The sequence below is a fragment of the Candidatus Thermoplasmatota archaeon genome (genome assembly GCA_035540375.1).
GTDB lineage: Archaea > Thermoplasmatota > SW-10-69-26 > JACQPN01 > JAJPHT01 > DATLGO01.
In genome coordinates this window covers 1-21213 of the sequence record DATLGO010000098.1, presented here as the reverse complement: position 1 = coordinate 21213, position 21213 = coordinate 1, and the positions used below count along the sequence as shown (strand labels likewise).

25 protein-coding genes and 2 tRNA genes are annotated in these 21213 nt (G+C 70.1%); 14 read left to right on the top strand and 13 right to left on the bottom strand.

Annotation, left to right across the window (positions count from 1 at the left end; translation table 11 throughout):
• The first annotated feature begins 357 nt into the window (after nucleotides 1-357).
• From VM889_11505 to VM889_11490, 4 genes are all read left to right on the top strand, one after another.
• A complete protein-coding gene (locus VM889_11505; protein HVL49174.1) occupies nucleotides 358-840 on the top strand; it encodes a 6-pyruvoyl tetrahydropterin synthase family protein in 483 nt (160 codons plus the stop codon).
• Nucleotides 837-1673: a carboxylating nicotinate-nucleotide diphosphorylase gene (gene nadC, locus VM889_11500; protein HVL49173.1), complete on the top strand. Its 837-nt coding sequence runs from the start codon at nucleotides 837-839 to the stop codon at nucleotides 1671-1673. Before VM889_11505 ends, nadC begins: the two co-directional genes overlap by 4 nt.
• Nucleotides 1674-1712: 39 nt before the next feature.
• Nucleotides 1713-1871: a hypothetical protein gene (locus VM889_11495; protein HVL49172.1), complete on the top strand. Its 159-nt coding sequence runs from the start codon at nucleotides 1713-1715 to the stop codon at nucleotides 1869-1871.
• A 123-nt stretch (nucleotides 1872-1994) separates the two neighbouring features.
• Nucleotides 1995-3101: a hypothetical protein gene (locus VM889_11490; protein ID HVL49171.1), complete on the top strand. Its 1107-nt coding sequence runs from the start codon at nucleotides 1995-1997 to the stop codon at nucleotides 3099-3101.
• On the opposite strand, the gene VM889_11485 is transcribed toward VM889_11490, so the two are convergent.
• The 4 genes from VM889_11485 to dut are packed head-to-tail and all read right to left on the bottom strand — an operon-like array spanning nucleotide 3102 to nucleotide 4918.
• Nucleotides 3102-3716: a helix-turn-helix domain-containing protein gene (locus tag VM889_11485; protein ID HVL49170.1), complete on the bottom strand. Its 615-nt coding sequence runs from the start codon at nucleotides 3714-3716 to the stop codon at nucleotides 3102-3104. It lies immediately after the preceding gene.
• A 3-nt stretch (nucleotides 3717-3719) separates the two neighbouring features.
• A complete protein-coding gene (locus VM889_11480) occupies nucleotides 3720-3989 on the bottom strand; it encodes a hypothetical protein (protein HVL49169.1) in 270 nt (89 codons plus the stop codon).
• A 33-nt stretch (nucleotides 3990-4022) separates the two neighbouring features.
• Nucleotides 4023-4469 carry a YkgJ family cysteine cluster protein gene (locus tag VM889_11475; GenBank protein HVL49168.1) on the bottom strand — a complete coding sequence of 149 codons (447 nt, stop codon included), beginning with the start codon at nucleotides 4467-4469 and terminating at the stop codon, nucleotides 4023-4025.
• A complete protein-coding gene (gene dut / locus VM889_11470; protein HVL49167.1) occupies nucleotides 4469-4918 on the bottom strand; it encodes a dUTP diphosphatase in 450 nt (149 codons plus the stop codon). The genes VM889_11475 and dut overlap by 1 nt, the downstream gene beginning before the upstream one ends.
• 1062 nt (nucleotides 4919-5980) lie before the next feature.
• On the opposite strand from dut, the gene VM889_11465 reads away from it, so the two are divergent.
• Nucleotides 5981-6115, top strand: coding sequence for a hypothetical protein (locus VM889_11465; protein HVL49166.1), 135 nt, complete (start codon nucleotides 5981-5983; stop codon nucleotides 6113-6115).
• Nucleotides 6116-6154: 39 nt separating this feature from the next.
• On the opposite strand, the gene VM889_11460 is transcribed toward VM889_11465, so the two are convergent.
• Nucleotides 6155-6442, bottom strand: coding sequence for a hypothetical protein (locus VM889_11460; protein HVL49165.1), 288 nt, complete (start codon nucleotides 6440-6442; stop codon nucleotides 6155-6157).
• Nucleotides 6443-6500: 58 nt separating this feature from the next.
• Between VM889_11460 and VM889_11455 the strand changes: the two genes are divergently transcribed.
• The 6 genes from VM889_11455 to VM889_11430 all read left to right on the top strand — a co-directional run bounded on the left by VM889_11455 (nucleotide 6501) and on the right by VM889_11430 (nucleotide 11232).
• Nucleotides 6501-7406, top strand: coding sequence for a hypothetical protein (locus VM889_11455; GenBank protein ID HVL49164.1), 906 nt, complete (start codon nucleotides 6501-6503; stop codon nucleotides 7404-7406).
• A gap of 47 nt (nucleotides 7407-7453) precedes the next feature.
• Nucleotides 7454-7528: transfer RNA gene (locus VM889_11450), tRNA-Arg, on the top strand.
• Between the two features lie 70 nt (nucleotides 7529-7598).
• Nucleotides 7599-8771: a hypothetical protein gene (locus VM889_11445; GenBank protein HVL49163.1), complete on the top strand. Its 1173-nt coding sequence runs from the start codon at nucleotides 7599-7601 to the stop codon at nucleotides 8769-8771.
• Between the two features lie 87 nt (nucleotides 8772-8858).
• A complete protein-coding gene (locus VM889_11440) occupies nucleotides 8859-10043 on the top strand; it encodes a hypothetical protein (protein HVL49162.1) in 1185 nt (394 codons plus the stop codon).
• A 132-nt stretch (nucleotides 10044-10175) separates the two neighbouring features.
• Nucleotides 10176-10631 (top strand): hypothetical protein, encoded by a 456-nt coding sequence (locus tag VM889_11435; protein HVL49161.1) that lies wholly within the window; start codon nucleotides 10176-10178, stop codon nucleotides 10629-10631.
• A 55-nt stretch (nucleotides 10632-10686) separates the two neighbouring features.
• Nucleotides 10687-11232, top strand: a complete 546-nt coding sequence (locus VM889_11430) for a hypothetical protein (protein ID HVL49160.1) — start codon at nucleotides 10687-10689, stop codon at nucleotides 11230-11232.
• A 2-nt stretch (nucleotides 11233-11234) separates the two neighbouring features.
• Here the strand turns inward: VM889_11430 and VM889_11425 are convergent, their stop codons facing one another.
• Entirely contained in the window at nucleotides 11235-11357 is a 123-nt protein-coding gene (locus tag VM889_11425; GenBank protein HVL49159.1) for a hypothetical protein, read from the bottom strand.
• Nucleotides 11358-11468: 111 nt separating this feature from the next.
• Between VM889_11425 and VM889_11420 the strand changes: the two genes are divergently transcribed.
• A tRNA-Arg gene (locus VM889_11420) sits at nucleotides 11469-11543 on the top strand.
• 232 nt (nucleotides 11544-11775) lie between these two features.
• Here the strand turns inward: VM889_11420 and VM889_11415 are convergent.
• Genes VM889_11415 through VM889_11405 form a run of 3 tightly spaced genes read right to left on the bottom strand, consistent with a single transcriptional unit; the run spans nucleotide 11776 to nucleotide 15058 of the window.
• Nucleotides 11776-13116, bottom strand: coding sequence for a protein kinase (locus tag VM889_11415; protein HVL49158.1), 1341 nt, complete (start codon nucleotides 13114-13116; stop codon nucleotides 11776-11778).
• 5 nt (nucleotides 13117-13121) lie between these two features.
• Nucleotides 13122-13559, bottom strand: a complete 438-nt coding sequence (locus tag VM889_11410; GenBank protein ID HVL49157.1) for a response regulator — start codon at nucleotides 13557-13559, stop codon at nucleotides 13122-13124.
• A 5-nt stretch (nucleotides 13560-13564) separates the two neighbouring features.
• Entirely contained in the window at nucleotides 13565-15058 is a 1494-nt protein-coding gene (locus VM889_11405; protein HVL49156.1) for an ATP-binding protein, read from the bottom strand.
• A 167-nt stretch (nucleotides 15059-15225) separates the two neighbouring features.
• Between VM889_11405 and VM889_11400 the strand changes: the two genes are divergently transcribed.
• Nucleotides 15226-16599, top strand: coding sequence for a hypothetical protein (locus tag VM889_11400; protein HVL49155.1), 1374 nt, complete (start codon nucleotides 15226-15228; stop codon nucleotides 16597-16599).
• 2 nt (nucleotides 16600-16601) lie between these two features.
• Here the strand turns inward: VM889_11400 and VM889_11395 are convergent, their stop codons facing one another.
• From VM889_11395 to VM889_11380, 4 genes are all read right to left on the bottom strand, one after another.
• Nucleotides 16602-17705: an ABC transporter permease gene (locus VM889_11395; GenBank protein HVL49154.1), complete on the bottom strand. Its 1104-nt coding sequence runs from the start codon at nucleotides 17703-17705 to the stop codon at nucleotides 16602-16604.
• Nucleotides 17695-18408 (bottom strand): ABC transporter ATP-binding protein, encoded by a 714-nt coding sequence (locus tag VM889_11390; protein ID HVL49153.1) that lies wholly within the window; start codon nucleotides 18406-18408, stop codon nucleotides 17695-17697. The genes VM889_11395 and VM889_11390 overlap by 11 nt, the downstream gene beginning before the upstream one ends.
• A 149-nt stretch (nucleotides 18409-18557) precedes the next feature.
• A complete protein-coding gene (locus VM889_11385; GenBank protein ID HVL49152.1) occupies nucleotides 18558-20255 on the bottom strand; it encodes a hypothetical protein in 1698 nt (565 codons plus the stop codon).
• On the bottom strand, nucleotides 20252-20386 hold the full coding sequence (locus VM889_11380; protein HVL49151.1) for a hypothetical protein: 135 nt from the start codon (nucleotides 20384-20386) through the stop codon (nucleotides 20252-20254). The genes VM889_11385 and VM889_11380 overlap by 4 nt, the downstream gene beginning before the upstream one ends.
• Before the next feature lie 482 nt (nucleotides 20387-20868).
• On the opposite strand from VM889_11380, the gene VM889_11375 reads away from it, so the two are divergent.
• Nucleotides 20869-21114, top strand: a complete 246-nt coding sequence (locus VM889_11375; GenBank protein ID HVL49150.1) for a DUF378 domain-containing protein — start codon at nucleotides 20869-20871, stop codon at nucleotides 21112-21114.
• The last annotated feature ends 99 nt before the right edge of the window (nucleotides 21115-21213 follow it).

Genomic DNA, 21213 nt, shown 5'->3' with positions numbered 1-21213 from the left:
ACCCCGCGCCGGGCGCTCAGACCGGGTGCCGGGACCGGGACCGGGACCGGGCTTCGGGCGTCGGGACCGGGCGACGGGCGTCGGGTGCCGGGACCGGGACCGGGCTTCGGGCGCCGGGACCGGGTGCCGGGACCGGGACCGGGCTTCGGGCTCCGGGACCGGGTGCCGGGATTGGGACCGGGCTTCGGGCTCCGGGACCGGGTGCCGGGACCGGGACCGGGCTTCGGGCTCCGGGACCGGGTGCCGGGACCGGGTCCGGGTCCGGGTCCGGGACCGGGTCCGGGGAGCGCCCGGCCTCGCAGGGCGCGTCGTCCGGAGGGACTATAGCGGACCAGGCGCTAGGCGAACCCGACCTCCATGCCCGAGATCCGAGTCGACGGTTGGCGAAGCGGGATCCGTTTCGACGCGGCGCACGTCATCCCGCACCACCCCAAATGCGGCCGGCTGCACGGCCATACCTACGCCCTGCACGCCGTCGTCGCCGGGGACCGCGGGCGCGACTCGGGCTTCATCGTCGACTTCGGCGACGTGAAGAAGGTGCTGCGCGGCGTCGCGGACCGGCTCGACCACCACGTCCTCGTCCAGACCAAGAGCGACGAGGTCGACGTGAAACGGGACGGCGATCTCGTGCGCGTCGCGATCGGATCCAAGACGTACGCGTTCCCGGCCGCGGACGTGGCGCTCCTGCCCGTCGAGTACACGAGCGCGGAGGATCTCGCGGCCTACGTGCTCGACGAGGTCGTCCGCGGCGTCGCGTGGCCCGCGAACGTGCGCCGCATCGACGTCGGCGTGGACGAAGGCTACGGAAAGGGCGTCTGGGCCTCGCGGGACCTCCCATGACAAGGAGCGACGATCTGCGGCGATTCCTCGAGGAGGACCTCGCGGACGCCGGCGACATCACGAGCCTCGCGACCCTTCCCGCCGACCTCCCGGCGGAGGCCATCATCCTCGCCCGCGGAGACATCGTCGTCGCGGGCGTCGAGGAGGCCGTCGCCGTCTTCGAGCGCCTCGGCGTTTCCTGCGACGTCCTCTCGGCCGACGGCGCCCGCGTGTCCGCGGGCGCGCGCATTCTCGCGGTCGAGGGCGCGGCGCGCGCGATCCTCGCGGGCGAGCGCCTGGCGTTGAACCTCCTCATGCGCATGAGCGGCATCGCGACCCTCACCTCGGAGATCCAACGCCGCGTCGCGGCCGTGAACCCCGCCTGCCGCGTCGCGGCGACCCGCAAGACGACGCCCGGCTTCCGCGCCTACGAGAAGCGCGCCGTCGCCCTCGGGGGCGGCGAGCCCCATCGCTCGGGCCTCCACGACGCGTTTCTCGTGAAGGACAACCACCGCGCGTTCCTCGGCGTCGCGGAAGCCGTGCGACGATGCCGGGCCTACGACCCCGCGAAGACCGTCGAGGTCGAGGTCGAAAGCCTCGAGGACGCGGTCGCCGCGGCCGCCGCGGGCGCGGACTGGATCCTGATCGACAACCAGACGCCCGAAGTCGCCGAGGCGTGGGCGAAGGCCGCGCGCGCGGCGAAGCCGGACCTCAAGGTCGAGGTCTCGGGAGGCCTCACCCCGGAAAACGCGCACCTCGCCGCGCGGGCCGCCGACCGCGTGAGCCTCGGATGGCTCACCCACAGCCCGAGGGCCGCGGACCTGACCCTCGAGATGCGACCGTTCGCCCGTTGATCCACAGGCGTCAAGGGCGACCCCGCGGGCGGCCGGCGCATGACGGAAGCGGACGATTCCCCGCCGCGCGTCACCCTTCCGCGCCCTGTGGGCGTCGCGGGCCTCCCCTACGGCCGCAACGAGGCTGTCGAGCTCGCGAACCTCCAGGAGATCCAGCGCTGGGTGTGCCACATCCGCGCGAACGTCGGCCGGGCGTGAATCCGCAGGCTTTAGGAGCGCGCGCCTCCATCCGGGCGGCGCCGCCGGGTCGAGGCGACCCTTCGACGTCCGCAACGAAAGGTTCTTGAGGCGTCGAAAGGGAAAATCGGCCAGGAAGCCCGCATGTCCGTCCGCGCCCTCGTCGCCCTCCTCCTCGCCGTCGCCCTCCTCGCCCCCGTCGCCCAGGCGCGGGACCACAAGGACGACGACGACCGGGACGACGACCGCCCGCGCAAGGCGGACCGGGAGACCCGCCCGAAGCCCTGGCTCGGCGAGTTCTCGACCGCGCCGGGCGACCGGAACGTCACGGGCGAATTCGTCCGCTTCAACTGGACCGATGCCGGCATCACCGGCTACGCCGTCGGGTCGACGCCGTGGTTCGACGTGGCGATCGACGGCTCGCGCCACGACGCCCGCGAAAGCCGCGGCACGGCTGCGCGCGGCGCGTCGATCGACGTCGAGACCGCGCGGTACTCGCTCAAGGCCCACGACCGCCCGAAGGGGCAGCTCGTCGTGAGGACGGACGGCGTCGCGTCGCTCAAGCTCGCGGCCGGCGTTTCGATCCACGCGCTCGAGAACGGGGTCCGCCTCTCGACCGAGCACCACACCGCGATCCTCACCGCGCGCGGCGACGGCCTCGACGTGCAAGGCGACGTCGTCTCCGCCGAGGGCGGCTTCACGTTCTCCACGCTCGGGCGCCCTTCCGAGCACCTCGACCCGGCGGAAAGCCAGATCGCGGGCGCGCTCGCCGACAAGCGGCTCGGCGCCGAGGTCGCCGTCGTGAAGGAGAACGGCGCCGTCCGCAACGACGTCGTGAGCTACCGCAACGTGACCGTCGCGACGACGACGGGCGACGGCAAGGTCACGTTCACCATCGACGGCCACGGTTTCGACGGGCGCGTCCTCGTCTTCCGGGTCGATCCGGCCCTCGTGGGGAACGCATCCATCGAGAACCTCCGCCTCACGTTCGACGGCGCGCCCATGACCCTCGCCTCGAACCTCACGGATGTCCTCAACCCGGACGACGACGGCCTCATCCCCGAGGCCTGGCTCGTGAGCGACACCGAAGGCTACCAGCTCATCGCGTCCGTGCCGCACTACAGCGTCCACGTCCTCTCGCTCGAGGGCCTCATCCGCGAGGCTCCGCCGAGCGTCGTGGTCGGCCTCGTCGCGGGCGCGCTCATCCTCGGCGTCGGCACGCTGGTGCTCTTCCGCCGCCCGAAGGCGTGATCACGCGGCGCCGAAGAGCGCCGCGACGAACACGTGCAGCCGGTCGAGGCCGCCGCCCGTCCCTCCGGTCTTGGCGGGCCTCGGCTCGAGGCCCATCCAGACCTCGGCGAACCGGTCGACGACGTCGTCGAGGAAGGTCGAGCGGTGCGCGACGAGCACCTTCGCGACAAGGTCCGGGTCGGCGATCGTGTAGCGGTTCTCCCGGCCCGACTTCTCGACCTTTGCGAGGCCGCGCTCCACGAGCTTCTTCAGATGGAACGACAGCGTCGAGGCGGATAGCTCGAAGCGCGCCAGGATCTCGCCGTGGCTCGCGCCGGGAGAGAGGAGAAGGTGCGCCGCGATCTGGCGCGGGACCTTCTGCCTCAGGAGCGCGAGCACGTCCTTCTCGGCGCGGCCGAGTCCGCCGCTCGTGAAATAACGCGTGTAGCGGGCGTCCTCGCGCGTCGCGAGGAGGCCCGCCTTCACGAGGTAGTGCAGGTGGTACTCGAGCGTCCCCATGGGGATCGCGAGATCGCGGTGCAGCTCGCGCATGTGGGAGCCGGGCACGCGCTCGACGTGCTGGTAGATGCGACGGCGCGTCTCCAGGGCGAGGGCGTCGGCCGTCTCCTCCGGCATGGCTCACCTCAACGCGACGCTGAGATACAGGAATCCGAGGACGAGGAAGTCGAGGCCCACGGCGGCGAGGTCGGCCTCGCGCGCGACGACCGCGCGCCACGTCGAGAGCCCGCCCGCGACGGCGAGGACCGCGAAGGCGCCGCCCGCGGCGAGCATCTTCGCGGAGCGGAGGCGCGCATAGGACAGGAGCGACACGGCAAGGAGCGCGAGCGAGAAGCCGAAGGTCGCGACGGCGAGCGCGACGGCGGCGTTCAACGCGAGGGCGTCGGCCACGCGCCCGGAGACGCGCCACCGGGCTTGAAGGTTCTACTTCGCGCGGCGGCCCGCTTCCTTGAGGACGACGTTGTAGAGCGCCCGCAGGCGGCGCTGCCCGTCGGGGGGGATCGAGAACGCGGCCCGGTGGGGGCACTCGTCGTCGCGGACCATCCGGCCCTCGGGCGTGAGCGCGAGGGGGTAGTGGCGGCATCCCTGCGGACGGTCGGCGTAGACCCCGCACGTCCACCCCGGCTTGTGGTCGGGATCGGCTCCCTCGGGCGCGCCGCCGGTCTTCGTGAGGAAGACGCAGTGGTGACCCTCGTCGGGCGCCGCCGCGGGGACGTTCCGGAGGCTCGCGAAGCCCTCGCCGTCGATCTCGACGAAGCGCTCGCGGGCGTGTCCCTTCGCTTCGAGCCGCGCGATGTCCTCCTCCGTGAGGAGCATCTCGGTCTCCCAGCAGCACTTCGAGCAGCCGCGCTCGAGGCACGGGAGGCCCATCAGAGCGGCCTCCCGACGCCCGTCGAGCCGAAGCCGCCCGCGCCGCGCTCCGAGGCCGTGAGCTCGAGGGCCTCGACGAACCGGACGCGAGGGATCGCGCGCAGCGCGAGCTGCGCGATGCGATCGCCGGGCTTCACGTGGAAGTCCGCGGCGCCGGCGTTGTGGAGGATGACCTTGACCTCGCCGCGGTAGCCCGCGTCGATGACGCCGCCGAAAGCGTCGAGCCCGTTCTTGAGCGCGAGGCCGCTTCGCGGCTCCACGAACGCGCCCCAGCCCTCCGGCACCTCGAGCACGAGCCCGGTCGGGACCGCGACCGTCCCGCCGCGCGGGATGCTCGCGGCCTCGGAAGCATGGAGGTCCCAGCAGGCGTCGGAGGGGTGCGCCTTCGCGGGGAGCGTCGCCGCGCTCGTGAGGCGCTTCACGCGGACGACGAGGTCGGCGGAGGTCATCGCGCCGCGAGGGCCCCCTGGCGTCATGAAGGTGATGTGGAGGGAACGATGGAGGTTCAAAGCATGCTATGAGGGCAGGGCGATGCCTCGGCTCGGCCCTCAAGGATCAACCTTTCATAACCGCCTTCAGAAGATATATATATACAGCATTTCGGAATTTATGAAGTTGGTCGTTGGCGTAGCGCTCATGCTATTCGGCGCTTTCATTGTCCCGTCAGGCGAAGTCAAGGCGGAACCCATCACATGGGTCAAAGCATGCGGAATGAACATTCCTGCGGCCTGCGATGGCGTATTCGCCTTCGAGAGCGGATACATCCATTACCTCGACGTCAACGTCTCAGACTGTCTTTGCACGGTGATTGCGAAAGCATTTTGGACGGGAGATGTAGTCGTCTACACACCCGCTTGGGTGATGTGCGAAAACAGGGGCGACAACACCGAATGCGGCTCAGCCCCGGGGATCGGATACTGCGTTCCGAATACGCCATGCCGACCCACAGCTCTCAATCTCGCTGCGGCTGCAAGTGCCAATTCAAAAGGCAAATATGACGGCGCTTGGCGCGCTTGCATCGGAAATATCGGGGGATTCCAACCGCTCAAGTCCGTAATCACTTCTGAGGTTGACCCGCTCTGTGGGGGCACTCCTACGAACTGCGACCATGCGACGATCGACGAATTGCAGGAGGCAGTCATGTCAGGGAATGCTGACGCGGTTCTGGTGGTACTCACATCTGGGGGTTGCTGATGGAGCGCCCCATCCCCTACACTTTCTGCTTGGCATTGTTGATCAGTGGCTGCATTTCGCCGACCGCTGAGATGCCCGATCAGAGCGAGGGCTCTGTCGTTTACCTACGGAATAATGGAACCGCCGAGATCGGGCCAACGTATCGCACAGCTCTGGGCGAGAGAGTGATCATGGTCAAGATCTGGACCACGAAAGGGAATGAAACAAATCTGACGTTCAGGGCTGAGTGGGCGAGCGGTGCGACCTATCAGATGGCTATCGCACCCTACGGCAATTACCCTTGCCGTGAATTTGTGTCCGCCACGGGAGGAAGTCCGTTGACCATCGAGTTCTCGCCCGTACAGGGACATCAGCTCGGCGTCTGCATCGTGGCGAGCGACATGCGAGGCGTTCCCGCGAGCGCCCCCGAGACGATCCGATGGTCGCTCGTCGTCGGCGCGAAGAAAGGCTGATCGGCTTCGCCGCCAGCCTCCGTCCGTCAATGGCGCCCTTCACAGGAACGCCGGGTCGTCCTCGGGCCTCGGCGGCGGAGGCGGCGGCTTCGGCCGGCGCAGGCGCCCCGCGAGCGTGAAGGGCGCGCCCGAGAGCGCGAGGTACGTCTCCGCGCCGAGCGTCTGGACCGTGAGGACGCCATGCGCCGCGAGGCGCTTCAGCGCGAGGTCCGCCTCCGCGGGCCTCAGACGCAGCGCGGTCTCGACGGCGCGGCGCGTCGCGCTCTCGCGGTCGAGCAGGAACTCGAGGATGCGCGCCTCGACGGTGCCCGCGCGGTACTCCGGCATCGCGCCCCGAGCGGCGGGCGCCCCATTGAATTTATGCCGGGACGCGCCTCGACGGGGCGTGGGCCAGCTCGCCGGTCGCCTGAAGGAGATCCTCCGCGGCTACGGCGTCGGCCCGGAGGCCTCTGGCGGGCGCGTGGACGCGCTCGCGGCGCTCGAAGCGAGCGACCCGAAGCGCGCGCACGAGGTTTACCTGGAGCTTCGCCGCGAGGCCGCCTTCGCGCGGCTCGACGAGCTGCGGCGCGCGGTGCTCGCCCGCGGCTGGATCGTCGAGGTGATCGCCGATCCGCCGCCGGGCCTCGACGTGGGCGAGATCGACCGCGAGATCCGCGAGATGGAGGCCGCCGAGCGCGCGGCGCGCGCGATCGAGGCGGCGCTCGCGGAGGCGCGCGCCGTCGCGGCCGGGGCGCGGGAGCGGCTCGTCGCCCTCGACTTCGAGCCGTTCGCTCGGGTCGCGTTTCCGGACCTCGCGCGCGCGGTCGGCGCGGCCGAGGACCTGCGCCGACGGGCGGCGCGCGAAGGCCGCAACCAGGCCCGCTACCGCGCCGCGCTCGCGCGCGCCGCGAAGCTCGGCGTCGCGCCCGTCCCGGTGCCGGACCTCCGCTCGGCCGCGGTGCCGGATCCGGACGCCTGCGCCGCGGCGCTCGACGACGTCGAGGCGCGGCTCGACGAGGCCGAGCGCCTCGAAGCTGCCCGCGCCCGCGCGCGCCGCCCCCTCGCCGACCCCGCGACGTCCGAGCACGCGCGCGAACGTCGCCGGGCGCTCCTCGACCGGATCGAGGCGGCCTCGCGCGGCGCGGACCGGCGCGCGGCCGTCGCCGCGCTCGCGGCCCTCGAATCGGAAGCGGAGTCGCTGCGCCGCGAGGCGGCGCGCCGCGCGTCGGAAGCGGCCCGCGCCCGGCGGCGCGGCCTCGCGGGCCCGGAGCGCGACCGGCGCGGCGGCGACCTGCAGGACATGTACGGCTGAGGGTCGACCGAAAGGTCATTGAACCGAGACGGAATCCCCGCCACGTTGCGCTCGTAGCCTAGCCCGGATAAGGCACCGGCCTCCTAAGCCGGGGATCGGGGGTTCGAATCCCCCCGGGCGCGTCTGTCGATGGGCATCGACCCATCCACACTTTTTATATACCGTCCCGCGAGCTTGGGAGCGGTCGTCCCCATGTCCCAGCGTCTCCTCGCCGTCCTCGCGGTCCTCGCCTTCACCGGCGCGTCCCTTGCCGGCTGCCTCGGGGACCCGAAGTCCGCCGGCCCCGCGGCCACCAACGAGACCGGAGGCGACGGCGAATCGCCGCTCGACCTCGTGAACAACACGGACAACGGCGTCACGCCGCGCAACGCGAGCCTCGACCAGATGCCGCACAACCACGACTACTGGGAGGGCAAGGAGCGCATCACGCTGCTCGACGACGAGGCGAAGGTCTCGATCCTGAGCCAGCAGACGTTCTGGAACCTCGCCTCCCGCAACCCGAGCCTCGGCGGCACCTTCATCCAGCTCCCCGACGGGGCGATCGTCTTCGAAGGCACGGGCCTCGTCGAGGTCACGTTCAGCTGGGACGACAGCACCATCACCTCGCTCTCCTACCGTTACCGCACGTCCGCCGCGCCGCAGTTCAGCGACCTCGCGCCGGTCGAGAACAAGAAGACGATCGTCATCGAGGTCACGCCCGAGATGACCGACGAACCGCACGCCTCGTCCTCCCGCTGGGCGTTCAACCTCGTCGCGGGCGCGAACGGCTCGCCCGGCGTCGCCGAGGGCCTCGTCCACGTCAAGATCGACATCGTCCGCATGGACGCGATCGAGCTCTTCCCGGCGCATCCCGATTTCTTCGCGGGCGCGCACCACCTGCTTGTGATGGACGCCGAGCACACGGTGAAGCGCGCGGGCGTCATGGGCAGCCTCGTCGGCGGCGTGAGCGGCACGCCTCCCGCGGACGATAGCTTCGCCCCGGACCACGTCATCCCGAAGGAGACCATCACGATCCTCGTGCGCGGCGAGATTACGGGCGCCACGACGCAGAACCCGGTCGCCGACACGAAGAAGGTGGAGCTCCACTACCGCCCCGCCGACTCGGCCTTCCGCTTCCGACCGGCCAGGCTCCTCTCGGCGGAGGGCAACGTCTACCTCTGGAAGATCGACGTCGAGCCGAAGCAGGGCGACTCCTACTACGCGAAGGAGAGCCTGTGGCGCTTCCTTCCCACGATCGACGAGCGCGTCGGCGGGACGTTCATCGACTGCCGCGTGAACTGCTTCGACTCCTCGGTCTCGGGCAAGTTCACGGCCTACGCCTACACGGCGAAGGTCGACAAGAACGCCTGGCCCTCGGGAAGTTGACGGTTCGCGCGGGCGCGCCGGAACCGACAACGATCCCTCCACACGATTTATAACCCCACGCGAGGCCTACCGGCCGAGGCCTCGACCATGCTGCCGCGGACCTTCGCCCTCGCCACGCTCGCCCTGCTCGTCGCCGGCGCCCTCTCGGGCTGCCTCGGCGGCGGCGCCTCGGACGTCCCGCCGCCCGCGACGAACGACACGCGCACGCCCGACCTCGCGGACGACGTGAACCTGACGGACGACGGCGTCACGCCCAGGAACGCGAGCCTCGACCAGATGCCGCACATGCACGACTACTGGAAGGGGCAGGAGCGCGTCACGCTGTTCGACGGCGTCGTCGACACCTCCGTCGCGTCATGGACCACGTTCTTCACGCTCTTCTTCGAGACCCGCCCCGGGCTCGGCGGCGCGTTCCTGAACCTTCCCGACGGAGCGACGGTGTACGAAGGCACCGGCGTCCTCGAGTTCACCGCCTCGTGGGACACCGCCACCGTCACGGGCCTGACGCTGCGCTACCGTCATGCGGCGAGCCCCCAGCTCAGCCCGCCCATCGCCCTCGCGAACAAGCAGACGCACCCGATCGAGGTCACGCCCGAGATGGTCGACATGCCGCACTCGTCGTCGTCCCGATGGTTCTTCGTCCTCGAAGGCGGCGCGCCTTCGGGCGCGGGCCTCGCCCACGGGCCCGTGAACGTGAAGATCGACATCGTGAAGATGCGCGACATCGAGAAGTTCCCCGGCCACCCCGACCAGTTCGAGGGGCTCGAGACGCTCGTCATCCACGACGAGGACGCCACGATCAAGGCGGACACGGCCGCGGCGGGAACCCAGAACTACGTCGCGAAGAAGAACGATCCGCCGGGCATCGTTCCCCAGAAGCTCGTCCCGATGGAGGCGCAGCTGCTCACCGTCACGGTCGAGCTCAAGGCGTTCCGACCCACGAACCCCGCGCAGCAGCCGAACGAGCTGCAGCTCTACTATCGCAGCGCCGACACCTTCCGCTACCGGCCGGCGGAGCGCCTGAGCGGCGACGGCAAGACGTTCACCTACGCCATCCCCGTGGAGATGAAGATGGGCGACGGGTTCTACGCCGAGGAGAGCGCATGGCGCTTCTATCCCGTCGTGTTCGACAATGCGGCCGGCCAGCCGATCCAGATCTACTGCCTGCTCGGCTCCTGCTTCGACTACGAGATGGACACGCACGTGACCATCACGGCCCACAAGACGTGGCCCGAGGGTGTCGCGATCAAGGGCACCCCGTCGAAGCGATGAGCGAGATCGGGTCGATCGACGACGCGGCGACACGGCTGCGCTCCTCGTGCTTGAAACCCGGACCCGCCGCGGTTCCGTCAGCCGTCCGTCCGCGACGCGGTTAGGCACCGCGCGGTCGAGCAACGACTCGCGATGCTCGAAGCGTTCAAGGGCGACGCCTTTCTCGCGAGCCCCTTCCGGGTCGAATGGATGACGGACATCCCCCGCGAGGTCCGGGACGATTGCGAGCGCGGTCTCGCCGCGAAGGCCGCGAGCATTCTGCGCGCCGCGCGGTTCGCGCACCTGCTCCACGACCGCGCGGCGACCGAGATCGAGATCAAGGTCTGGATCGAGACCGGCTTCGATCCCGCCTTCGTGGGCCTCCATTGGGAGCGGCGGCTCGCCCGGTTCTCGATCCACCTTTTCGACGCCTCGGGCCGCGAACGTCTCGCCGCCGTAATCTTCGACGCGATCCCCTGCGTCACGGCCGCGGAGTCGGAGGCCGAAACCGCGCTGTTCCTGGGCGCGGCCCTCGGCGCGCTCGCGGACGCCCCGGGCGGCCTCGACCACCAGGCTCTCATGGCCTCGATCGATCGCCTGTACGAGTGAGCCATCGAGGCGACCGCGAAAGGGCTCATGCCGGGGGCGCGCGCGGCCTACCGCCATGGCCGAAGCACCCGGAACCACGCCGCACGCGCGCCTGCCCGACGAGCATCGCGAGAAGCTCGCGAAGGCTCTGCAGGACGGCCTCGCGGGACGCAAGGCGCTCATGCGGGCCTACGAGATGGTGAGCGAGCGCGTGAGCGACCCGGCCGCGAAGTCCACGCTCAAGCGCTTCGCCCAGGAGGAGAAGGAGGAGTACGAGGCCGGCGCCGAGATCACGAGACGTTACGGCGGAGACCCCGGCGGCGTCACGAACATCAAGAACGAGGTCGTCGCGTTCCTCGGAAAGGGCATCTTCATGAGCGGCGAGAAGCCGTACGCGGACGCGCGCGACTTCGCGATCCTCTGCGGGATGGAATCCGCGGGCCACGTGGCGGCGAACGCGATGAAGCCCGTCGCCGAGCGCGTGGGCGACCCCGCGTGGAAGACGGCCGTCGAGCAGTCGATCACGCGCGCCGAGAGCCACATCGAATATTTGCGGAACCGCGCGATCGAGGCGGGGAACCAGGCCATCCCGGGCCCCGGACCCGGTTCGTACGGGCCTTAGGGTCAGTGCCCGGCGACGTTCGCCGTGAGGCGGGCGGCGCAGAGCGCGTGGAGGTGGAGGTCGGTCGCGAGAAGGCGCGACGTGGCCTCCACCCGGATCGACCGGTGGCAGAGATCGCAGCGCATGCGTTCCAGGACGCCCGGGGCGCGCTTAGACCGCTTGTCGAACGGGCGTTGTCCAAAGGGCCCTCCGCGGCCGAGACCCTTATAGGCGAGCGATCCTTTCCGCCGCCTGCGGGGCTCGTAGCCTAGCCAGGATAAGGCGGCAGCCTTCGGAGCTGTTCTTCAGGGGTTCGAATCCCCTCGGGCCCGTAACAAGCATTGGGCGGCTGCAGCGCGAGTGCCAACGAGCGGCGACGACGGCCCTCAGGCCGTCGGAGTTCGGAGCTGTTCTTCAAGGGTTCGAATCTGCCCGGGTCCGCTCCCTCGCTGCGCTCGGTCGCGGTCACGGGCGCTCCGCGGAGGCGTGACTCCGCGGATCCCCTCGGGCCCGTGACAAGCACCAGGCGGCAGGCCGCGACAGGCAAGCGGCTTCAGGCCTCGGCTACTTCTTCCCCTGTCCCAGCGCCTCCGCCATCTCCGCCGCGGTCGCGAAGCGGCGTCGGGGGTCCTTCTCGAGCGCCCGGGCGACGACGCGCGCGAGGGCGGGGTCCACGCTTTTCGGGAGCGCGCGCGGCTTCGCCTCGAGGATGGCGCGCCTCAGGCCCGCGCGGTCGAGCCCGTCCACCGCGAACCACGGCGATCCCGCGAGGCACTCGTGGAGGATCGCGCCCGCCGAGAAGACGTCGCTTGCGGGCGTGAACGGCGCGCCCGTGACGGCCTCGGGCGAAGCGTACGCGGGCGTGCCCGCGCGCGGGTCGTCGGGGCCGTCGAGGTCGACGTACGTCGCCGAGGGATCGGCCGCGAGCGCGAGGCCGAAATCCGCGATCTTCGCGCGGCCGTCGGCCGCAAGGAGGATGTTCGCGGGCTTGAGGTCGCGGTGCAGCACGCCGCGCTCGTGCATGTGGGCGAGGCCGGCGAGGACCTCGAGGAGGATGCGCGTCGCCTCGTCGGCCCCCATCGGGGCGCCGAGGCGCGCCGCGAGGGAGCCCTTCTCGACGTGCTCCATCACGATGAAGGGGATGGACCCGGCGGTGCCGAAGTCGTGGATGCGCACGACGTTCGGGTGGTCGAGGCTCGCCGCGAGACGGGCCTCCTTCATGAATCCGCGCACCTGCTCGTCGCGGTTCGCGAGGGCGGGCCGCAGGGCCTTGAGCACGATGCGCCGCGCGAGGGATTCGTCCTTCGCGAGGAACGCGCTTCCGTAGGTCCCCTCCCCGAGGAGGCGCTCGAGACGATAACGCCCCGCGACGAGCGCCCCGGGTTCGATGCGGGTCTCGGCCTCCGGCCGGTCGCGCGCGCCGAGAAGGCTCATGAGCAGATTGTGCTCGGCTTCGAGGATGTCGAGCTGACGGCGGATCTCCGTGCGCGCGCCGAGACCTCCGCCTTCGCGGCTCGCGAGGGACGCGAGCTTCCGCTCGATCGCGTAGCGGGCCGAACGAGCGAGGGCCCGACCGTCGAGCGCGCCCTTCACGAGATAGTCCTGGGCGCCGCTGCGCATCGCGGCGAGCGCGGAGGATTCGTCGACGAGGCCCGTGAGGATCACGACCGGCACCGTCGGCTCCGCCTTCTGGATGCGCGCGAGACCTCCGAGGCCCTGGCTGTCGGGCAGCGACAGGTCGAGGAGGACGATGTCGATCCGGCCGCGCTCGAGCCTCGCGATCGCCTCGCCGAGCGTCTTCACGTGCTCGAGCGCGAAGGCCTCGCCTTCGGCCACGTCGTCGAGCGCGGCGCGGACGAGACGCGCGTCGCCGGGATTGTCCTCGACGAGCAGGATCCGGATCATTCCGCTCACGAGGAGGGGAGTTTGACGACGCTCAGCCAGAAGGATTCGATCTGCTGGACGACGGTCATGAACTGGTTGAGATCGACGGGCTTCGTGATGTAGCAGTTCGCGTGGAGGCTGTAGGTCTTCGCGATGTCCTGCTCGGCTTGCGACGTCGTGAGGATGACGACGGGTATCCGACGCAGGTCGGGATCGGCCTTGATCTCGGAGAGGACTTCGATGCCGTTCTTCTTCGGCAGGTTGAGATCGAGCAGGATGAGGTCGGGCCTCGGCGCGTTCGCGTAGGCGCCCTTGCGGTGGAGGATCTCGAGCGCCATGGCGCCGTCCCCGGCGACGTGGAGGTTGTTCGCGACCTTCCCCTCCTTGAGCGCCTCACGGGTGAGGCGCACGTCGCCCGGATTGTCCTCCACGAGGAGGATTTCGATCGGCTTGCCGTGGTCCATGGCTATCAGGCCCCTGATGGATCCGGGAGGAGGAACAAAAAGGTCGCGCCTTCGCCGGGTTTGGATTCGACCCAGATGCGCCCCCCGTGGCGCTCCACGATGCGCTTGCAGATCGCAAGGCCGATGCCGGAGCCCGGATAGGTCTCGCGGCTGTGGAGCCGTTGGAACAGGACGAAGATGCGTTCCGCGTACTCGGGGTCGATACCGATGCCGTTGTCGCGGACCGCGATCCGCCACGCGCCCTCGTCGCGCTCCGCCGAGACGGAAACCTCCGGCGCTCGACCGGGCGCCGTGAACTTGAGGCCGTTCCCCACGAGATTCTGGAGAATCTGGACCATCTGGGACGGGTCGGCGCGGACGGTCGGCAGGGGCGTCGCGACGACGAGCCTCGCGCCCTTCTCCTCGAGCGTCTTCGCAAGCTGCCTGCGGACCGTATCGACGGTGGCCCCGAGATCCACCTCCATGAAGGGGGCGTTCGATCCACCGACGCGGGAATAAGAGAGAAGATCGTTGATGAGCCCCTGGAGACGCCGGGCTCCGTCGACCGCGTACTCGATGAACTCGTCCGCGTCCTTGTCGAGCTTGCCGCGGTAGCGGCGCTCGATGAGCTGCACGTAGCTCGCGACCATCCGGAGAGGTTCCTGCAGATCGTGGGAGGCGACGTAGGCGAACTGCTGGAGGTCCGCGTTCGAACGCTCGAGTTCGGCGGCCTTCGCGGTCACGAGGTTGGTGAGGCGCACCCGTTCGGTGATGTCCCGGAATACGACGACGCATCCCACGCGCTCCCCGTCGCGCTCGATCTGGGCCGCCGTCACCTCGGCCGGAAACGTCGAGCCGTCGGCGCGCCGGTACGTCACGGGCCCGTTCAGGGGGCCCGTCGCCCCTTCGCCCGCGACGGCTTCGAGCGGGTGGCCGACGAGGTCGGATGGGGCGCAGCCGAGAAGCTGCGCGGCCGCGCGGTTCGCGAAAGTCACCCGGTTTTGTGCGTCGAGGCCGTAGATGCCTTCGCCCGCGGCTTCGAGGATGGTCTCGAGCTGGCTCTTGAGCGCCGTCACTTCCGCAAGCCGCGCCTCGCGCTGGAGGGCCCGCTCCCGCTCCTCGCGAGCCCGCTCCTCCTCGAGCACGCGCACCCGCCGCCGTTGGCCGCCGACGAGAACGGCCATCGTCGGCGCCGTCGCGATGGTGACGAGGAGCCGCTGCATGTCCGCCTCGTCGAGGTGGTCGAGGCCCGGGCGGAAGCTGAGGCTCACGAGCATGTACAGGATGACGAGACCGGCGCTCACGAGACCCCCGAGCCGCTCTCCCGCGAAGGCCGAGAAGGCGACCGCGAGAAGGAGCACGGCCACGATGCCGCCGACGTGCTCCCCCGTCACGAAGCGGCTCACAATCTCGAGCGCCGCCACGAGGAGGATCGTGACGACGAGGCCCGAAACGGGGACGCCGAAGAGGCTCCGGCGCAGGCGTGGAACCCGACCCGCGGACCGTACGTCGTCAGCCATGCGCGCTCCTTGGTTTCACCGCCATGGATCATGCTCCCCTATGAACGTCGCGACATGCACCGATCGCGCTGCCGGGCGCGGCCGGGCGGTCGACGAGGGGCGCAGCAGGACGGGGAACCGTCCATGCGGCGGGAGGATTCATCCGCCGCGGCCTTCGAGCGCGAGCGATGCGCCGGGCCACCCCGTCCGCCCGAACGCGTGCCGCCCTCCTCGCGCTCGTGTTCATCGCACCGGGTTTGCTCGCGTCGGTCGCGGCCCAGACGCCGGGCGGCGGCGCGGTCGTGCCCGTCCAGGTGCCCGTCGACCGGACGGGCGGGCCCGATCTCCGGGTGTTCTCGCCTTTCGGGAGCATCCCCGCCTCGTCGCGCGCGACGGTGCTCTTCGCGGTGGACAATGCGGGCCCGGGGGAAGTGCGCAACGTCGTGGCCGCCTTCACCACCGCGCCCGAGGTGACGCCGGGCCAGGGCGTCCTCCTCGTCGGCGCGGACGGCATCCGGAATCTCGGCACCATCGAGGAGGACCGCAGCAAGCTCGTGGGGGTCACGCTCGCGACGCCATCGGCGCCCGGCGGGGCGCGGCTCATCGTGACGCTCACGTACGACGATGCCGGGGGAACGCGGCGCACCACCGTGCGGGAGGTGGCGGTCCTCGTCGGCCCTCCCGAGGACGACATCCTGCGGATCGAGCACCGCTCGCCCGCCCTCTCCGCCGGATCCGAGGAGACGCTGCGGTTCCTGGTCTCGAACCCGTCGGACGAGCGCATCGCGGACCTCGGCCTCGTCCTCGACGTCGCGGGCGCGACGTTCCCCACGGGTCAGTCCGGCGCCGCGGGCGCCACGCCGGCCACGACCTTTCCGGGCGGCTTCCCCACCACCACGAACCTCGTGTTCCCCGCGGACGGCGGCGACATCCTCCGCGACGAGACGCTCGCGCCCGGCCAGGAGGTCGCGGTCGACGGACGCGTGCTCGTCGGTCTCGCGGCGCCCGACGTCTTCCCGTTCAGCGTCACCGCGACGTACGTCGTCGACGGCGTCGCGCGCTCGCAACGCTTCGACTTCGCGGCGCGCATCGCGCCGTCGGTCAAGTTCCGTCTGCTCGAGGTGCGCGAGGAGACGGCGGGCGACGGCCTCGTCCTCACCGGAACGCTCGTGAACGTCGGCACGGGATCCGCGTGGAATCCACGGGTTCGCGTGCCGGAGGGCACGGCGTACGAGGCGACCGAGCCCAAGCTCGTCGAGGACCTCGAGGCGAACGAGCCCGTCGGATTCCGGATCGCGACGTCGCGGGCCCGCGAAGCGCGACCAGAATCCGCGATTGTCGAGGTGGAGTGGAACGACGATTTCGGCAACGTCCGCACGACGCCCGTGGAAGGCGAGCCGAAGCTCCTACCGCCGCCCGCCGCGCAACCCGCGATCCTGCAGGCCGTGCAGAGCCCGTGGCTCTGGACGCTCGTCCTCGGCGCGCTCCTCCTCGCGGTCGTCGCGGCGCTCGCGTGGCGGCATCCCGAGGCGTTGCGGCTCCGGCGCGGCAAGGGCGCTTGACGTCAGCGCTGACGCCCGAACGACCAGGCGCCCGCCGCGAAGAACACGCCGGCGAAAACGAGCAGGATCGCGAGGTCGCCCGCGACGCCTCCGACCCCGGCTCCGTGATTGATGACGGCGCGCAGCGTGCGCACGGCGTAGGTGAGCGGCACGACGGCGCTCGCCCACCGGATGAACTCGGGAAGCGCCTCGAAAGGGGTGAAGATGCCCGCGAGGAACATGTTAGGGAAGACGAGGAGCTGCACGGCCTGCACGGCCTGGTATTCGCTCTCGGCCACGCCGCTGATGAGGATGCCGAGGCCCATGCCCATGAACCCCACGATGGTCGTCACGATCAGGCCGAGCGCGAGGCTTCCCCGGACCGGGATCCCGAACACGAACGTCGCGATGCCGAGGACGAAAAGCGCCTGGAGCACCGAGAAGGAGCCGAACGCGATGGTGTAGCCGAGGACGACCTCCGTGCGCTTGATCGGCGCGACGAGGATGCGGTTCAGCGTGCCCATCGTGCGCTCCTTCACGACGGCGACGACCGTGAGAAAGGCGCTCAGGATGAAGATCGTGAAGCCCGCGATGCCGGGCACGAAGAATTCGAGGCTCTCCGGATCGTCGCCCCCGAACACGACCCGTTCGTCGACGTCAAATGCGCCGCGCGTGTCGAACTCCTCCTCCAGCGCGTCCGCGAACGCTTCGAGGAACTCGCCTTCGGCGGCCGCCGTCACCGACGGATTGGTGTTGTCCTTGTAGATGACGAGGTAGGCCGTCCGGTCCCCTCCGCCGGCCTCGAGATTTCGCGTGAAATTCAAGGGGAAGACCACCCCCATCCTCACCTCCTGGCGTCGCACCGCCTGCTCCACGGCGAGCTCGGTTTCGAAGGGCACGACCGCAATGACCTCGTGGTCGAGGTGCTCCATGACCTTCGAGGCGAGGGTGCCGCGATCGAGGTTCGCGACGGCGACCCGCGCGCCCGTCACGTCGCCGCCGAACGCGTAGCCGAAGATGGCCATGATGAGGAGCGGCTGGAGGATCAGGATCGCGACCGTGCGCTTGTCGCGCGCGAGCTGCCGCAGCACGCGCCGCGTGACGACGAGCGCGCGCTCAGCGTTCAAGACCGAGCCTCCGGAGGATCACGAGGAAAGCGCCCTCGAGCGAGTCGGTCTCCGTCTCGCGGAGGAGGGCCGCCGGGGCGCCTTCGCGGATGATGCGGCCCCTCCACAGCAAGCCCACGCGATCGCAGCGTTTCGCCTCCTCGAGGTGGTGCGTCGTGATGAGGAGCGCGGCGCCTTCGCGCGCGAGCGCGTTGAAGCGGCCCCAGAGTTCGGTCCTCAGCAGGGGATCCACGCCGACGGTGGGCTCGTCGAGGAAGAGCGCGCGCGGCTCGTGCAGGAGCGAGACCGCGAGGCTCACGCGGCGCCGCATGCCGCCCGAAAGCGTCGAGACGGGACGGTCGCGATCGTCCCAGAGACGCACGAGGCGCAATAGCACCGGGGCGCGCTCGGCGACCGGAGCGTCGTAGAGGCCGCCGAAGAACTCGAGATTCTCGAGCACGGACAGGTCCGTGTAGAGCGCCTCCTCCTGCGGCATGTAGCCGACCTCCGCCGCCCGCGCGCCGGGCCGCTCGCCGAGCACCGTCGCGTCGCCCGCGGTCGCCCGGTCGAGGCCCGTGAGGATGCGGATGAGCGTGGTCTTGCCCGAACCGTTCGGGCCGATGAGGCCGTAGAGTTCCCCTTCGGGGATCGCGATGTCGAGGCCGTCGAGCGCCTTGACGTCGCCGAACCGCTTCACGACGGCGCGCGCAGCGATGGCGGCCACGCTCAGGAGGCGAGCGTCCGGACGCTTGGGGTTTGTCCCCTGCCGTGCCTCACGCGTGCGGGATCGACGCGGCGCGCGCGCTCGCGGAAGGAAATGAAGAAAAGAGAGGGCGCGGGGGCGCGAGGGCCCCCGCGCGTTCGACGAAGCCTTCAGTTGGCCTTGTTCGCGGGCTCGAACGGCAGGATGGTGTCGACGTCCCACACCGAGTCCTTGACCGTCACGGCGCCCTTCTTGTAGTTGATCACGATCGGGTCGACCTTGATGTCGAAGGCGACTTCGTTGCCGATCGGGAAGAACACGCTGAAGTCGGCGAACCAGAGGCCGATCGCGAGATCGTTCTCGTTGCACGACGCCGTGCCCTTGATGACGCCCTGGGGGTCGTCCGGGAGGTACCAGACGGTCGGGTCGTTCATGAAGGGGTCCGTCACGAGGACCGGCACCGTGCCCCAGCTGCCGCCCGCGGGGGTCAGCGTGATCTGGGCGCGCTTCGTGAGGTTTTCGCCGTCGCAGCCCTCGGGGAAGAAGCCGAACCACTCGCCGGTGTCGTCGTTGTAGTTGTTCGGCTCCATGTTCCAACCGTAGTAGTAGCGGTTGTCCTCGGAGCCCGGGTTCTCGTTCTCGGGCCAGGCGTCGTTCACGTACTCGCCGATGATGCCGTCGCCGTTGATGTCCTTCCACACGCCGGTGTAGAGCGCGCCGCCCCAGAGGCCGGGGGGCGACGACGCGTCGTTGCCCTTCGGGCCGCCGAAGGCGAAGCTCTCGTAGTAGCCCGAGATGACGCCGGTCGTCACGATGTAGCGCGACGTGAAGTCCATCCAGGCGTGGTAGTCCTGCGTGTAGTTCTCATAGCCGACCTGGCCCGCGCTGCTGCGCGGGTCGTCGTACTCGGCCGGGAAGGGCGCGAACGCGTAGTTCACGGGCTCGAGCGCGGCGACGACCGGCTCGGGCGGCGTGGGCGTGTTCGTGATCGCGAAGTTCACCGGGGGCAGCGAGTTAACGGTCGGCGCGAGCGTGGCACCGTAGAGCGCCTCGACGGGGCCGGGGGCGACCGCGCTGTACACGTCCACGTCCAGGAGACAGTTCGTGGCGACCGTGCACTCGAACGGATCGCTGTTGCCGGAGGGCGTGAGGGTCGCGTTGACGAGCGTCTTCCAGGTCAGCTTCTGGAAGAGCGAGCCGTCGTACCAGACCATGTAGAACGGCGAGTTCCACTGGCCGGGGCGCGTGTTCTCGGGCGGGAGCCAGCTCCAGCGGAAGTCCGGGGTGTTGGGGCCGGGGCGCGAGTTCGAGAAGATGTCGTTGTGCATGCCGGGCTCGATGAACGACACGATCTCGCCGCCGTAGGTCGCGTTGTCGGGACCGATCGGGCCCGAGAGGAGACCTGCAGGGTCGCGCGCCCACTCGTTGGTTCCGTTCGCATCGTTGCGGGGAACGCAGCCGCCCGTGTTGGCGGAGCAGATGTTGCGCGCCTCGAGGATGCCGTCCCCGTCGGTGTCGTTCCAGAACCCGTAGTGCGCCCAGTTGAGCGACGCTCCGGGCAGGATGATGTCCGACCGCTCCATGTTCTCGCCCGTCGCGGCCTCGTACATGCGGACCGGACCCGCGAAGTACGCCGTCGCCGGGATCTGGGGCGCGTAGACCGCATCGAGAATGCGCGTCCACGTCGTCGGAATCACGTCGAGGTTGTTCCTCTGGTTCATGTTCGCATTCAGGGCCAGACGGTTGGGCTCGTTGATCTCCTCCCAGACATAGTTGCGGGACGCCGTCGGCAGGACCTGCGCGACGGCGGGGGCGGCAAGCCCGAGAGCGATCACGGCCACTAGCATGGCTGCAACGAATTTCTTCACGTTTCCACCTCTTTTCTTGCGCGGCGCTCCGCGGGATCGCGGAGTTTCGCGGCACCGTCGTGGACGCTCGGGAGAATCGGGCGTGTGACGTGCGCGCCCTCGACGAGGGCGATCGTCGGACGTCGGACCATGGATGCCTCCCACACGCCTTCCCTCGGGGGGAGCGTGGCCAGCGACTGGCGACCTTGACAAGGACTGACGTGTCATAAGGTTTCCCGGCCTCGTGTATGTGGTTTCCATCGCAGGCGGGGGCGAACCCGCCGCTCCGGTGCCCGCGCGGGATATGTCACCGCAGGGTGCAACCGGGGGTGACACGGCGCGCTGCCGGGGAACCTGTCCTTGCCGCGGAGGGGAGCGTACGCGCCCGGACTTGCGGAACAGCCCACGGGTCTCGCACAGACGCCCTCCTCCGACCTCTTGAACGTCCGCGCGTGACTCGGGCGGGTGACATCCTGCCCCCAGCCGCGCGGCGGCGGGGCGCGGGGGTGCGCGCGGCGGGGCGACGCCCTCCCCCGCACCCGCCGGTTCCGCCCTTCGCCCCGCGAGGTCGGCGGCGGCCGTCCGACGACCCGGTCAGAACCCTCTTGACGGCTCGCCGCGCGAAGGCGGGACCATGGCAGAACGGCACATGAATCCGGTCGACCTCATCGCGCTCGTGCTCGTGATCGTCGGGGCCCTGAACTGGGGCCTCGTGGGCCTGTTCGACTTCAATCTGGTCGCGGCGCTTTTCGGCGTGGACAGCCTGATCAGCCGTACGCTCTACGTGCTCATCGGCCTCGCGGGCCTGTACGCCATCTGGACGGCCGTCAAGGCCGGCCAGGACATCCGCCACGTGCGGCCCGGCGCGAAGCATGTGTGACGAGGTCGTCGGCCCCTCGGGGCCGACGGCGGGCCGGGTCCGGCGGCGGCCACCCAGGGGCGCGCGCCTGCGGGATCCCGGCCCTTCGCCCCATGGGGC

Excerpts from the sequence above, each read along its gene's own strand:
- VM889_11505 (HVL49174.1), top strand. The coding sequence starts at position 358 with ATGCCCGAGATCCGAGTCGACGGTTGGCGAAGCGGGATCCGTTTCGAC.
- nadC (HVL49173.1), top strand. The coding sequence starts at position 837 with ATGACAAGGAGCGACGATCTGCGGCGATTCCTCGAGGAGGACCTCGCG.
- VM889_11495 (HVL49172.1), top strand. The coding sequence starts at position 1,713 with ATGACGGAAGCGGACGATTCCCCGCCGCGCGTCACCCTTCCGCGCCCT.
- VM889_11490 (HVL49171.1), top strand. The coding sequence starts at position 1,995 with ATGTCCGTCCGCGCCCTCGTCGCCCTCCTCCTCGCCGTCGCCCTCCTC.
- VM889_11485 (HVL49170.1), bottom strand. The coding sequence starts at position 3,716 with ATGCCGGAGGAGACGGCCGACGCCCTCGCCCTGGAGACGCGCCGTCGC.
- VM889_11475 (HVL49168.1), bottom strand. The coding sequence starts at position 4,469 with ATGGGCCTCCCGTGCCTCGAGCGCGGCTGCTCGAAGTGCTGCTGGGAG.
- dut (HVL49167.1), bottom strand. The coding sequence starts at position 4,918 with ATGACCTCCGCCGACCTCGTCGTCCGCGTGAAGCGCCTCACGAGCGCG.
- VM889_11460 (HVL49165.1), bottom strand. The coding sequence starts at position 6,442 with ATGCCGGAGTACCGCGCGGGCACCGTCGAGGCGCGCATCCTCGAGTTC.
- VM889_11445 (HVL49163.1), top strand. The coding sequence starts at position 7,599 with ATGTCCCAGCGTCTCCTCGCCGTCCTCGCGGTCCTCGCCTTCACCGGC.
- VM889_11440 (HVL49162.1), top strand. The coding sequence starts at position 8,859 with ATGCTGCCGCGGACCTTCGCCCTCGCCACGCTCGCCCTGCTCGTCGCC.
- VM889_11435 (HVL49161.1), top strand. The coding sequence starts at position 10,176 with ATGCTCGAAGCGTTCAAGGGCGACGCCTTTCTCGCGAGCCCCTTCCGG.
- VM889_11430 (HVL49160.1), top strand. The coding sequence starts at position 10,687 with ATGGCCGAAGCACCCGGAACCACGCCGCACGCGCGCCTGCCCGACGAG.
- VM889_11425 (HVL49159.1), bottom strand. The coding sequence starts at position 11,357 with ATGCGCTGCGATCTCTGCCACCGGTCGATCCGGGTGGAGGCCACGTCG.
- VM889_11415 (HVL49158.1), bottom strand. The coding sequence starts at position 13,116 with ATGATCCGGATCCTGCTCGTCGAGGACAATCCCGGCGACGCGCGTCTC.
- VM889_11410 (HVL49157.1), bottom strand. The coding sequence starts at position 13,559 with ATGGACCACGGCAAGCCGATCGAAATCCTCCTCGTGGAGGACAATCCG.
- VM889_11405 (HVL49156.1), bottom strand. The coding sequence starts at position 15,058 with ATGGCTGACGACGTACGGTCCGCGGGTCGGGTTCCACGCCTGCGCCGG.
- VM889_11400 (HVL49155.1), top strand. The coding sequence starts at position 15,226 with ATGCGCCGGGCCACCCCGTCCGCCCGAACGCGTGCCGCCCTCCTCGCG.
- VM889_11380 (HVL49151.1), bottom strand. The coding sequence starts at position 20,386 with ATGGTCCGACGTCCGACGATCGCCCTCGTCGAGGGCGCGCACGTCACA.
- VM889_11375 (HVL49150.1), top strand. The coding sequence starts at position 20,869 with ATGGCAGAACGGCACATGAATCCGGTCGACCTCATCGCGCTCGTGCTC.